At 55.9% G+C, this 12,589-nt stretch carries 9 protein-coding genes; 8 read left to right on the top strand and 1 reads right to left on the bottom strand.

Annotation, left to right across the window (positions count from 1 at the left end; all coding sequences use genetic code 11):
- Positions 1 to 135: 135 nt before the first annotated feature.
- The 5 genes from ACOOGA_RS13770 to ACOOGA_RS13790 all read left to right on the top strand — a co-directional run bounded on the left by ACOOGA_RS13770 (position 136) and on the right by ACOOGA_RS13790 (position 8,950).
- Positions 136 to 2,556 (top strand): ATP-binding protein, encoded by a 2,421-nt coding sequence (locus ACOOGA_RS13770; RefSeq protein WP_420430681.1) that lies wholly within the window; start codon positions 136 to 138, stop codon positions 2,554 to 2,556.
- A gap of 1,267 nt (positions 2,557 to 3,823) precedes the next feature.
- Positions 3,824 to 4,477: a TetR/AcrR family transcriptional regulator gene (locus ACOOGA_RS13775; protein WP_417462817.1), complete on the top strand. Its 654-nt coding sequence runs from the start codon at positions 3,824 to 3,826 to the stop codon at positions 4,475 to 4,477.
- A gap of 385 nt (positions 4,478 to 4,862) precedes the next feature.
- Positions 4,863 to 5,852: a substrate-binding periplasmic protein gene (locus ACOOGA_RS13780; RefSeq protein WP_417462818.1), complete on the top strand. Its 990-nt coding sequence runs from the start codon at positions 4,863 to 4,865 to the stop codon at positions 5,850 to 5,852.
- Positions 5,853 to 5,892: 40 nt separating this feature from the next.
- Positions 5,893 to 6,726 (top strand): hypothetical protein, encoded by an 834-nt coding sequence (locus tag ACOOGA_RS13785; RefSeq protein WP_417462819.1) that lies wholly within the window; start codon positions 5,893 to 5,895, stop codon positions 6,724 to 6,726.
- Between the two features lie 1,501 nt (positions 6,727 to 8,227).
- On the top strand, positions 8,228 to 8,950 hold the full coding sequence (locus tag ACOOGA_RS13790) for a hypothetical protein (protein WP_420428893.1): 723 nt from the start codon (positions 8,228 to 8,230) through the stop codon (positions 8,948 to 8,950).
- Between the two features lie 31 nt (positions 8,951 to 8,981).
- Here ACOOGA_RS13790 and ACOOGA_RS13795 read toward each other — a convergent pair whose 3' ends face one another.
- The gene (locus ACOOGA_RS13795; RefSeq protein ID WP_417462821.1) at positions 8,982 to 9,704 is read right to left on the bottom strand and encodes a helix-turn-helix domain-containing protein; all 723 of its coding nucleotides are present in this window, start codon (positions 9,702 to 9,704) and stop codon (positions 8,982 to 8,984) included.
- Positions 9,705 to 9,996: 292 nt separating this feature from the next.
- Between ACOOGA_RS13795 and ACOOGA_RS13800 the strand changes: the two genes are divergently transcribed.
- The 3 genes from ACOOGA_RS13800 (at position 9,997) to ACOOGA_RS13810 (ending at position 12,504) form a co-directional block, all read left to right on the top strand.
- Positions 9,997 to 10,953, top strand: coding sequence for a YdaU family protein (locus ACOOGA_RS13800; protein WP_417462822.1), 957 nt, complete (start codon positions 9,997 to 9,999; stop codon positions 10,951 to 10,953).
- A gap of 93 nt (positions 10,954 to 11,046) precedes the next feature.
- On the top strand, positions 11,047 to 11,640 hold the full coding sequence (locus tag ACOOGA_RS13805; protein ID WP_417462823.1) for a hypothetical protein: 594 nt from the start codon (positions 11,047 to 11,049) through the stop codon (positions 11,638 to 11,640).
- A 93-nt stretch (positions 11,641 to 11,733) separates the two neighbouring features.
- The gene (locus tag ACOOGA_RS13810) at positions 11,734 to 12,504 is read left to right on the top strand and encodes a hypothetical protein (protein ID WP_417462824.1); all 771 of its coding nucleotides are present in this window, start codon (positions 11,734 to 11,736) and stop codon (positions 12,502 to 12,504) included.
- The last annotated feature ends 85 nt before the right edge of the window (positions 12,505 to 12,589 follow it).

A 12,589-nucleotide genomic window follows, 5' to 3' on the forward strand; every position in this document is an offset into this window, starting at 1 on the left:
TCTATGCTGTCTTTTTACCGTAAGTATCACAAAAAACAGGTTATGGCGCGGGCTTTGGCGGTATGTAAGGCATCAAAGAAGTCCACGGGCACATTTGCTGAATGTCAGCGACGCGCCTTTTTGTCTCTGTGGTTGATGCTTCATATTGTGTTCGCCGGGTTGTTTTTTGGTGCAGCGAGTGTTTCTGCTCAGAATACCGCCGCTGGCACCCTTGACCTGCGGGACTGGGATGCGGACAGCGCTGTCCCGGTTGTGGGCCCATGGCAGGTAATACGCGGCAGGCTGGTGGACCCCGCGGGGTTTGATGCCGCCTATAGGGGCGAAACAATCTCCTTCCCTGACCGCTGGCACGATAGGGCTGAAAACAGCACGGATCCCGACTGGCCAGTTGGCTTTGGTGCGGCGAGTTACCGGTTGAAACTGTTGCTGCCTGTTGGTGGGCCGCGTCAGGCGCTGAAGCTGCAAACGCCGTATTCCAGTTATAAAATCTGGGTGAATGGCCGCGAGGTGGCGGGAAACGGGCATCCAACAGAAACCCCGGATGGTTTTCAGGCGTTTTATCTGGAGCGGATCATCCCGCTACCAGCGCAGGAAGAGGTGGAGATTGTGATGACGGTCTCTAATTTTGAGCATTTCGCCGGAGGTATTTTGCGTCCCCCCATTTTTGCGGCTCAGGACAGGTTGGAGCAAGGTGCCAAGGCGTATGACCTGTCTTATCTCTTTGTGCTGGGCGCTATTTGTGCCTTGCTCGCCTTTCAGCTTGCCTATTTTATCCGAAGTTTGTCGTCGGATGCCGAGTGGTCGCATTTTTGGTATTGTATCCTGCTTGCCGTTTTGATCGTGCGCTTGACCACGCTGACAACAATGCCCTTCAAGTTATTTCCGGCTTTCCCGCACTTTAGTACCAAAACCCTGGAATATCTGACCCTGTTTTCGTCTACTGCGGTTTATTTTACCTTTCTGGCATCGATGTTCCCGAAGGAATTTCCCCGCCTGGTTCGGCGGCTGGTTTACGCAGTGTCATTACCCTTTGTTGCCAGCGTTGTATTGCTCCCGGTGTCCTTTTTCACACAGTTGCAAGATGCCTTCATCTTTTTTGCCTTGGCGACACTTCTTTATTCGCAAGGGGCTATCCTTGTTGCCTGGCGGCGTAAACGGGACGGGGCAGGTGCCATTCTACTGTTTACCACTCTTTTTCTATTCACGGCGGTCAATGACAGCCTTTTGTATCTGCATAGCGTGGATGTGCGACCTTCGTCTTTCCCTGACCTGATGCCGTTTGGTTTTCTGTTCCTTTCCGTTGGGTATGCAATTGCGCTCGGTGCCCAGTCTCGTGCTGTATATGACCGTGCGCGGCAATTGGCGGGGGATCTGCGCCAACTGAACAAAACGCTCGATGACCGGGTGATAACCCGCACTAAAGAAGCGAATGCCGCCAAACTGGTTGCGGAGAAAAGCGCCGTCGAGAAAACAAACTTCATTTCTGCGGCCAGCCATGACCTGCGTCAGCCGGTACATGCGCTCAACCTCTTCAATCAGTCATTTCAGCATAAGGCTGCACAGGACCCGGCGCTTTCCGCTATCGCTGCGAAACAGCAAAAGCTGATTGGCTCCCTGTCCGAGATGCTCGAGACAATGTTGGATGCGTCGCAGCTTGAGGCAAATACGCTTGTTGCCGATATGCAAAAGGTACCGCTGGCTGCCTTTTTTGAAACCATGGGCACTACGCTGCAGCTTACGGCAGCGCAGCATGATGTGACGCTCAAGATAGTTCCCAGCGGCCTGTTTGTCTGGGCTGATCCAAAGCACCTGAGACGTGTGACCATCAATTTGCTCACAAACGCCATTAAAGCTTCTCCTGGCGGGCATGTGCTTCTGGGGGCAAGGCCGCGCGGCGATACGGTGGTGCTTGAGGTGTGGGATAATGGCAAAGGTATCGGCGCTGATGACCAAAAGCTGATATTTGATCGCTATGTGCAATTGTCGCAGAAAAAGAGCAGCGGCCCTGCCGGGCTTGGGCTCGGGTTATCCATTGTCGCCGATTTATGCAAGCTGATGGACATGCCTATCGCGCTCTCGTCCCTGCCGGGCAAGGGCACGCGGTTTCAAATCACCATGCAAAAATTTACCTGTGAAGGCCCTGTCGGCATGGCATCCGAGAAAGCCCGGCCGGTTGATGCGCGTCCACGAAGGCTGGTAATCTTGGTGGTTGACGATGACCGCGAGAGCCTGGAAGCCATGGTGGAAATGTTCCGGCAATGGGGCCATGCGGCTCGCGGCGTCAACTCGTATGAAGCGGCCCTGGCAACACTGGAAGACCTTGGCACACCTGACTTGTTGATAACGGATTACCGTTTGGGCCCCAATAAAACGGGCCTTGACCTGTATGTCGGAATCTCGTCGCAGTACCCCAAGCTGAAGGCTTTGGTGGTGACCGGCGCAACTGCGCCAGAAGACCTGCGGGCGCTTGCGTCCTCCGGACTTGATGTGCTGCACAAGCCATTGGACCCGGTAAAAATGCGCCAATATCTATATCAGCGAGGTGCAGCGCCTTGAGCGCTTCCATCACAACAATGATGATCGCTTCTGGCCTATTCCGTTGAAAAACTCGCCTGAGACGGCATTGCAGATACATGAGGTGTCAGACTTGGACATTGAATGAGCTTACTTCCCCGCCTTTGCCGCCGGTTTGTCGGTTTTGGACGGGTGAGGAGGGGCGATGTTATGCAGACGCACTTCTCCTTTCCATTTTCGGTGGCTTCCGGATCATCGCCACCTTCTTTCTGTGTTTGCGGGATTGCGGGGAACCGGGAGTAGCTATAAGCGAGCGGGCATAATCGCGTGCCTCTTCATGTGCAGGAACGGACGACCTCGTGGGACATCTCGTGTGACTTGTTTCCCGTTAGCCTTCCGTTAAGTCTCACTACGTTGCCGTCCAGATATCCCTGTTGAGGATGGAGCACAAACCTCGCTCCTTACACCTGTTGGGCCAGCCAAGCATCCAGCGAAGGCCGTGTGCGACAAGCTTAGTGAGAGAAATAACAGGCTTTGTGAGAATAAAAGCAAGCTTTGTGAGAGAAAAAACAAACTTAGTGAGAACCTTCAACGAGTACCACCATTTCTAATTGTGGAACGTGTGCTCTTTTTTCTTGTAATAGAATTAGAATTCTGATTCTAATAATGGCAGTAATTGTGTGAGTATGCTTAAGTTTTGGCTCGGGCGTCGGCGCGGGTTGTGTCGAGTTGTCGCCGACAATCGAGTTTTGGGGCTGCTTATGTCGTGAGTTCAGCTGCCTTTTGGAGCTCATCACCTTTGGGGCCATCCACCTTCGGGTTTCTGGTCGCCGGGGTTTGTTGGCCTTGGGTCTCAGGCTCCTGGGGCTCAGGCTCTTGGGTCTCAGGCTCTTGGGTCTCAGGCTCTTGGGGCACGGTAGGCTTTTGGAGGTTTGTTTTCCTGTGGTCAGTGGACCGCCGGGGTTCCGCCTTTGGCTTGCTGGCCTTTAGGTCTTTGGTGCTTGTGGGCTTTTGATTGCCCTCGAGCATCGGTGAGCTTTGGGCTTGGCTGAACTTTGCCTGGTGCGTGGGTGCGCGCCTGATTGGCTTTCTGCGCCTTGGCTCTGGTTCATATGGCCAGGCCTTGTGTGTGCGGTTGTGCTGCCTGTCACTTTTGATGGGAGCCGGTGTTGGGTGCTGCGCATTCGGGCTGTTGGGGTCAGAGGGGCAAGATCTGGCGCGCGGTTTGGTGCGTCCGGGAAAGCTGTTGGCATGAGTTTAGGGTGAAACTTGATAGAGCCTCTGCTCGAGGCTTGATGGAGAGAACTATATGACAGCAATGTCGGTAAGTGGGGGCGAAGGCCAGTGGCTATATGGCAAGTGGGTGCAGGCACCCATGCAGGGTCGCAGCCGTCGGTCGTTCATGCGGTTTCTTGAGGCAGCGGAAGGTCTTCTGAAAGGCAAACACTGGCACGAAGTTTCGGTGCATGAGATCGTGCGGGAGGCCGAGGCTTCGGTTGGTTCATTCTATAACCGGTTTTCTGACAAGGCGGCGCTGCTGCATTGCCTTGATGACCGGTTGGGGCTTGAGTGCGAATTAACGCTTGAAAGCCTCGAGGGCGAGCTGGCGCACCATCCCGCGCTTGTGGATGATGCCCCTGGCATTATCGTGAGCGTGCTCATTCGGCTTTGTGAGGAACGGCGCGGCATTATCCGTGCGCTTGACCTCGCGCATAAAATGTCAGGCGATGACAGCTTCGAAGGCCTTGGCCTGCGCTTTGATAATGCGGCCAGCCGGTTTGCCACTCACCTCGCATCCTGCAGTGAACGTTTCCATGCGGTCGGTGCGGAGAAGATCGCACGGGCCTTCAAGGAAACCTTCTGGCTTGCGCGGGAACAGCTTGTTTACGGTGCGCATGAAGAAGACGAACGCCGCCTGCACAGCACGCTTCTGAGGCATTTTGAGGCGAGTTTGAGCGCTTGAGGCGAGGCTGAGCTGCGGCAGGTTTGAGCGTGCGTTAGGTTCGATGCGTGTTCGATGCGTGTTTGATACGTGTTTGATTCTGGCGCGCGTGTCGTCCGGCGTGAGCTCTGCAATCGATATCAAATATAAGTGTCGCACATACGCTTATGATAAGCCGCTGCGCGCTTTGGGTGTATAACCATCGTTTGGCGCGTTTATGACGTGTATTTATGCGGAAATTCACATATTTCTGGGCGTCCCCCGCGCTTTTCCGTTGCACGTGTGGTTTTGCCTGCCTAGCCTCAACCTTTCAGGCAAGGGGTTTGCTGGTTTGTTGATCCGGGGGGAGAAACTCACCGTACAAAAGGTAAACCCCTAGAGTAAACAGGTGTGGGTGAGTAATTTGTTGCGTAAATTGTTTGTTGCGGGGTCGGGGGCGACCGCGCTTTTCTTTCTGTATCTGACGTATCACGAAGCGCAGGCTACAGAACAGAATTCAGGGCCAGGCGCTGTTCAGGCGCGGGCTGATGCTTATCATCAAATTGGGCCTTCAACGGCTTCCGGGCGCGAGAAGAGGGTGGTGTTTGCCACCGTGTGGGGCCAGACCCTCGCACAGGATGGCACCGGCTTTTATAACGAGCTGGCCGATGCATTGCTGCGCGATGAGAAGGCCGGGGTTTCCTATCAGCTCATGCCCTACAAGCGGGCGAAAGCCAGGTTCCTCGACCGTGCCGGGGCGTGCCTTTACCCCTCGGCCATCGATGTTCTGGATGCGGGCGGGCATATAAGTGACCGGGACGATTTTGTTGAAACAGCCCCGCTTTTTACCACAAAGACCCATCTGTTCTCGCGCGCAGGCGGCCCGCCGCCGCGTGCCATGGGCGAGCTTTACGGCAAAACCGTTGCGGTGCCATCAGGGTCTGTGATGCAAAATGTGCTCAGGGGTTCTGGCGCTACGCTCATCAGCGTGCATGACGAGGCTGACAAGGCGCAAATGCTGCTCACAGGCCGGGTTGATTATATGACCGCCATGCTGCCTGATGCGGTGCTTGTATTTGCGGCGATGGGGCAACCGTTGCCGGAGTTTGACCCCGCAATGCCGTTTCTGGAGGCTGGGGTATCGCTTGTGTGCCACCGCTCAGAAGAGAATGTTGTGTTTATCCATGCGCTCAATTCGCGGATCCGGGACATGAACGCAGACCCCGGATACCGCGCCAAGCTGTTTGAAGCCGGGATCTGGCATGAGGAAGCTTTTGCGGGCGAGATGAACGCCGTGAGGCCCGCCTCTGGTGCGATTGAGGCACTGAGGCTGAGGGAAAGCATGGATGCGGATAAACTTGCAGCAAAGGCGCCTGTCACGCATGCTGTGGAAAGGTCGGCACCAAACACTCCGTAACAAAAGGCACGCCTGGGGGCTTTAATGCAGAGATGATATAATGACGGCATTTGATATCGCGAGCAGTGGAAACACAAGACCGCCTCTTTGGGCTGGCACTCTATTGCTTGTTCTCGCCGCATTGCTCATGGTGCCCTCATATTACGCCCGTGCGACCGAAACCGACCCGGAAGATGCAATCTTTGGCACCGGTTGGGGCATGACACTCGCGCTCGACGGCACAGGTTTTTATAATGACGTGGTAAAATATGCGCTTACCGGCGTGCAGCGTGGTCAGCGGTATATGCCGCAGCCCTATAAGCGCGCGAAGGTGGAATTTGCAGCCCATGGCCGCAGTTGCCTCTACCCCAGCAGTATCCCGCATCTTCTGAACGGGGCGGAGATTGATAACGCCCATGAATATGTGGAAACGCTGCCGCTGATTTTTGTGGAAAGCCATATCTTCAGCAAGCCGGGCACGGAACCGTTGCAGGACTTCACGCTGCTTGAAGGCAAGACCATTGCCTATGCAAACGGGTCTGCGCTGCCTAACATATTGGGGCAATATGACCCGGTCTTTATCCCGACAACAGACGAAACCACCAAAGCCCGCATGCTGAGCGCAGGCCGGGTGGACTATATGTCTGGTTCCCTGCCGGATAATATTTTTGTGTTTGAGGCTTTGGGCGAAAAGCTGCCGCCGTATAACCCTGACCTGTCTATCCTGAAGGTGGGTATAGGCATTGTGTGCCACCGTACGCCAGAGAACGAAGCCTTTGTGGGTGTGGTGAACGCGCTGCTTGAGAACCAGATCGTGCGCACAGGCATGAAAGACCTGTTTGAGCGTGCGGGCGTTGCGCCGCGGTTTTTCCCCGATCCGCCTGAAGGCGACTGACCCCACGCCTTCAATCCTTCCCTCTATAATTTACCGCCCAGCACCGTAATCTTCTGTTTACCGCATGCTGGGCGCAGTTTATCGCAACCCCGGTGACGGGGGCGTCCGGGTACTGTTACCTAAAATCACAAGTTCTGAGTAAAGCACCAAGCACAAGAGCCAAGTACAGGCGCCGAGTGATGACAGCTCATAAATGCCAAGATTGAGAAGCACCACAGATAAGGCCCGAGTTACAGACCAAGCGAGACTTTCGTCCAAGCACGACGAAGACATTTTAGTACAGTAGTTTCCCCCTGAGAGCGGCGCCAATTTGGCGCCGTTTTTCGTTGAGGGCTGGTGTGAGGGATCCCTCGTGGCGTGGGGGCCGGGCCATGAACACAGTCTACGACCATAATCCAGAGCCACAGCCCCTGGCGTCCACAAGTTGCGGTTGCGACGCCGCCGGGCCGATGTTTGCGATGATGGGGTATAAGCATCGACCCTGAAGGCAGTATTGCTGATGGATGCGGGCGGTGAAAAGAGAAGTCTGTCCACATCACCAATAAGTGAAAAAACTAAACTAAAGCGGTAGTTGGTTGTTGGCGATACGTGCGTGCCGGGCGGGCAGAGGAGGAAGCCGGGGGCGATGCAATTTGCACGCTGCGGGAGGTCCATCATGCACAAATGCACGCTCCCCGGCTGTCGGTCAGTCGCCCGAACGGAACAAGAGTCGCAGGGGCTGTCTTTGGGTCCAGCGGCGCGTCCAAAGGGTGGGAGAATGCCAACCACTATCACCAAAGCCTGCGCGTTCGGATGCGGAAAAAAAGGGGTAAACCGCAACTGACCGGCATGTGTCTGCCCCTATGACGCTTGGCCAGGCGGTTTTGGGAACGGGCCGGGTGTTTTTTCCATATTTTGAGGTTTTGGCCGAAGGCCCTTTGCAGGCGAGGGGGAGGGGGCTCGCCTGCAAAGGGTGCCGGTGGCCGCATACGCGGCCCTATCGGCTTTTCCCCGGGCTTCCGGAAGGGGCCGCCGGGCGATGTGCCGCGGCGGGGAAAGCCATGTCGGGGCCAGCTGCCTGGTCAGGGCAGTGCGGCGATACATAACCCCCTTTTGTGAAGGGTATATTGCAGGGCCAGTGGCCCGGTTATGTAACCGCGAAGGGTTTTTGGCATCTGCGGCATTGGGGAGGGGCCGCATCCATGCACTACCTTCGGGGGTTTTGAGCTAGCAGACGACGAAGCCCTTATTGGGGGCGAAGGCTTTTTGTCTGCGTTTTCCAAACCCCATTTAAAAGACTAACCGCCTCCGTCCGGGGTTCTGCTCGTCACCGCACCGTGCTTGCCGGTGCTGATGAGATGAAATTACGAATAACGTAACTATTTGTCAATGCATATTTTACGAATATCGAAAATATTTTGACGGGCGCGATACCAAATGGCTGTTGGTGCCTGTTGGTGTGGGTGGTATAGTCTTTTTGCAGGAACGTGGGGGTTATGTGACTGATAAATCGAGGATATTGATGTTGCGTAATGCTTATCGTTCAGGCCTGTGGGGCATGTGTTGCGCCCTGGTGGTGTTGTGGTTTTCGGCTTCTGCTGCGTATGCGGAAGAGGTGGCTGACCATGATCAGATCACTCTTTACCGCGCTGTCAGCTATTATAGCGATGAAGCCAGTTTCGACAGTGTTGAGCTGAAGAATTCCCCGTCTGAGCAGATATTCGCGAAGTTGATGCAGGACGCAGGCCGGAGCGTGAAGATACGCTACCTGCCGCTCAAACGCGCCATCAGCCTGTATCAGGCTGACCCTGTGGGATGCGTTATTGCGCCACTTCCCGTCAACACGGAAATCCAGCAAAGCTCAGATATCTATTACATGAACCCTTTCTGGATTTATGTGATGAAGGACCGCGATTTCAAATCGATTGATGACCTGCGCAGCTTTGGCAATATCGATGGGGCTGATGATTTTATCGGTCGTACAATTCTCGGTGGCCTGGAGCGGATCAACGCGCCGTCTTTTCAGGTGCTTATGGCCATGCTGCGCTCTCGCCGGGTGGATGCTATCCCGCTTGGGGAGCTCGCACAATTAAACGAGCCGGAGGTTGGCAAAACCATTGTGCCGCTGAGCGAGGAACCTTTTCTCAAGATACCGCACCGCTTGCGCTGTAAACGCACGCCTAAAACCATGCTGATGCTGGAAGCATTTAACCGCGCGATTGCTGAAAACCCGCCGGCACCTTGAGGAGTAGACAAGCCTTCCGGCACGCGCTTATTCAGGCCTTTATGCGCGCGCCGTCTTCCGGCTCCAGCATGCGGGTATGCACCCACATCACACCGCCGATGATATCATCACCTGTCAGCAGCTTGCCTTTGGGGGCGAGCCCGTCGGGCAGCATGGTGAAGCGGAAAATCTCATATCCGATGGCGCTTTCAAACTCTGGCCCCGGCACAGCCACAAGCCAGCCTTCGCCTTTTTCGTCACGGATATATTTCCGCAGCACATGTCTGCTGTCTGCCAGCTTGAAAACATAAAGCCCGCCGGGTGCGATGGGCACAAAATGCACCTTTGGGTCAGCCGTGATGACAAAGCTGCCCTCGCTGATCAGCCCGGCCATGGAGCTGTCTCCCATCAAGAAGCAGCTCAGCCCCTCGCTGGTTTCAGCGTCCGGCGGCGGCGCAACGCTGTCGAACTTCAACCCTTTGGGGGTGGGGGCTAGCGTGCCGTCCCCCATCAATTGGCCGATGACCGGCACGCGCGGTGCGCCTTCGTCACCCGGTACGATGGTGGCCTTGCCGTCCTGCAGGCTGCGCAGCAGTGATCGGGCGCTCATGGAAAGCAGATCCGCGAGCGGTTCCACCTCATCAGCCTGCACTTCCCGTTTGCCGTTCAAAATGTCGGTAACACGCGGCGGGGGCACATGAAGCGCCGCCGCTACGTCCTTAAGCTTGAAGCCCTTTTTTTTGAGGGCTGCTCGTATCCATTCCTGTTTGGGCATCGCGTTCCATCATTACGGTTAGTGTAAAAATAATTTACATTAAACGTAATTTTCCTTGCATTAAGTTACGAATATCGTAATCATATAAACATGAGAGAGTCAAATGATATTCATGCGGCGCGCTGTCCCCGGCATCAGCCGGGCGCGGTAGCGGTAATAAAACAAGAGGGCCAGGGTTGGCCCTTTTTCTTCTCTGGCTGTTGGCGCTGGCCGACATGTGGTCAGAAGTGTGGCCAGTTATGTGGCGCATCTGTGGCTTTGCCTTCATCTTCGGCAATTGGAGGAAATGCCCATGGCTGAATTTCCCGCATTGCCGCTGTTTACTGACGCCTATCTGGCGGACACCCGCCATCTGACCGCAGAAGAGCACGGCGCTTACCTGCTACTGCTGATGTGTGCCTGGCGCACAAGGGGTTGCGCGCTCAAGGACTGTGACCAGACACTGGCGCGCACCGTTGGGGTAACTCGTGCCCGGTGGCGCAAGATCAAACCGGTGCTGATGGAATTTTTCATCGTTGACGGTGGCCTCTGGCAGCAAAAGAAGCTGAGCGAGGTATACCGGGGTGTTGAAGAACGTGTGGCGAAAAACCGGCAAAACGGGGCGAAGGGTGGCCGCGCCAAAGCCCGGAAAGTGAGCCGGGCTAGCACTGGGGTTAGCACTGGGGTTAGCAGTGGGATTAGCAATGGGACTAGCAAAAACCTGCCAACCAAAAGCCAGAACCAGACTCCAGAACCAGATAGGGAAGCGGTAAAAACCGCTGCCGCTGCTGCCGGGCTTGATGGTGATGGTTTGCAGGTGAAGGCGCGAACGGTCGTGAGCGAATGGCTGGCTGCGGGCGCCGACATAGACCATGACATCACCCCCACCATTACGGCGCTGAGAGCACGGGAGGAAGCGCGCACCGGCAAGGCACCCGGCACACTGGCCTATTATACGCCCGCCATTCTGGAAGCGCGGGACGCAAGGCTTGGTGCTGTGCACAAGGGTGCGGCTCACGCGCGGGATAATCCGGCCCCGCCGCCAAAGCGCAAGTTTGATAGCAGCAGTTTGGACGACTGGCGGCTTTTCCTGGGTGACGCCAAGAGCCGGTTCAGGGGGGATTACCTGAGCCAGAACTGGGCCATCGGGCGTGACCATCCGGTGTTTGAGGCATCAGGCCTGGGTCCGGACCCCCGCCATAGCGCAAACGCCAATATCCCGGCTGAAATTGTTAACGAATATGGGCCGGCATGGCGGTGGCGAAGCTAAAAAATAAACCTTAGTTCAATCATAAGTATAAAACACCGGCAGCTGGGCCAGCGTCAAGGCCAGTACGAGAGCCCGCAACAGAAAAGGAATTTCATGATCCAGCACAGCAAACTTGGTCCCCGGTCTGGCAGTGATTCTGGCCGTGATTCTGGCCATGGACCTGGCCGTCGTGCCTTGGTTGATACCGCGCGCGACATCGCCCGCGCTGTCACCTCCTGTGGGGGTAGCAGACCGGACAAGGAAGCCCTGATCCCGGTGGTGGAAGCACGGCTTGTCTCAGCAGCGTGGACCCTGCGCCGCCTGCCAGACAGGGAGCGGGGTTTCCTGCGTGCGCGGCAGTCTTACTGGCCGGAAATGATGGCTGACGGCGGCACATATGTGGGCGCGGGCCTCACCAGCTTTCAGGCGCGTTTCCGGGCGCGCATTCAGGCAGACGAGATTGACACCATGCAGCCAACGCTGGACCTCCTGCTGTTGCTGCCCGACAAGGAAGACAGGGAGATACTATTTTTTGGCGCATGGCATCAGGACGGAGAGACAGGAGGCCGCATTCCCTGGGCCAAGGTTCGGCGAAGCCTACCAACTGGTAGGCCCGGAAAAACTGGAAATTTATCCCGCTGGACGCTAAAACGCCGGTATACGGGTGCCTTATCCTGGCTTGCGGCGCTGATCGCCTTGCAGTTGTGAAAAAAACTATAACCCGAAAGGGTCATAGCCAGCCTAATTCCGCCTGTGTATACTCCCGTTTCTTGATAGAAATTCTGGGTGGGGAAAATCAGTATGCAACGACTATTGGGCTGTATAACAGCAGCGGGCCTATTGCTGGCTGTGGCCCTTCAGGCTGGACCAGCAGCCGCACAAACAAGCGCACCGGCAAAACGTGCCGCGCCGCCTGTTATCAACGAGTTGGCGCTTCAGCGTAGCGCATATCCGGCCACGCTTTCCGCAGCCTGCGCTTATATCGACGACGGCTTTGATATGAACTGCAGCTTTTTTGTGACGCGTGTGACAGCCCGCAAGAGCGACAACCGGGTGAACGATATGCTGCTGCGCATGTACACAAGCCGCACGGCAGAGGAGTGGCAAGACCATCCGATGTGCACAGCGCCTGAGGTGAAGGATATTGAGCGGCACATCAAGGTGATGAAGGTGCAAAAAAAGCTCGCCGGGCTTGAGGAGATCGTGATCCGCAGCCAGTCAGCACCGGCCATCGCGTTTTGCACAGAGCCAACGCTTGATAACTATAAGGCCTACCTTGGCTCGCTGGACGATTCCGCAAGCTGCACGGTGGATACCACCACGGAAATGGTCACCATGAAATATTCTAAAGCCAGTGAGAGCTGGACAGGCACGTTTTCGCCCAAAAGCCCGGCTAAGCCAAACTCGGAATATACCATCAAGCTTGATAGCGTGACCGGTAGTGTTGGCAAGCGGCTTATCTTCATGGTCAACCAGATCCTGCGCCCCAAGGATGGTGGCCGTGGCAGCCAACTGGTGTACCGCGCCAAAAAGGCCGACCAGAAACACTTCTGCGGTTATGTGGAGTGGTAGGCCATTGCCGCTAGAGCGACAGAGCTGAGATGAAAAAGAGGCGCTACCGGATACGGCAGCGCCTCTTCTCTGGAGAGGTTAGGTG

The organism is Kordiimonas sp. (genome assembly GCF_965216265.1).
In the GTDB taxonomy this organism is placed as follows: domain Bacteria; phylum Pseudomonadota; class Alphaproteobacteria; order Sphingomonadales; family Kordiimonadaceae; genus Kordiimonas.

Coding starts and splice junctions, on each gene's coding strand:
- ACOOGA_RS13770 (WP_420430681.1), top strand. CDS start 136: ATGCTTCATATTGTGTTCGCCGGGTTGTTTTTTGGTGCAGCGAGTGTT.
- ACOOGA_RS13775 (WP_417462817.1), top strand. CDS start 3,824: ATGACAGCAATGTCGGTAAGTGGGGGCGAAGGCCAGTGGCTATATGGC.
- ACOOGA_RS13785 (WP_417462819.1), top strand. CDS start 5,893: ATGACGGCATTTGATATCGCGAGCAGTGGAAACACAAGACCGCCTCTT.
- ACOOGA_RS13790 (WP_420428893.1), top strand. CDS start 8,228: ATGTTGCGTAATGCTTATCGTTCAGGCCTGTGGGGCATGTGTTGCGCC.
- ACOOGA_RS13795 (WP_417462821.1), bottom strand. CDS start 9,704: ATGCCCAAACAGGAATGGATACGAGCAGCCCTCAAAAAAAAGGGCTTC.
- ACOOGA_RS13800 (WP_417462822.1), top strand. CDS start 9,997: ATGGCTGAATTTCCCGCATTGCCGCTGTTTACTGACGCCTATCTGGCG.
- ACOOGA_RS13805 (WP_417462823.1), top strand. CDS start 11,047: ATGATCCAGCACAGCAAACTTGGTCCCCGGTCTGGCAGTGATTCTGGC.
- ACOOGA_RS13810 (WP_417462824.1), top strand. CDS start 11,734: ATGCAACGACTATTGGGCTGTATAACAGCAGCGGGCCTATTGCTGGCT.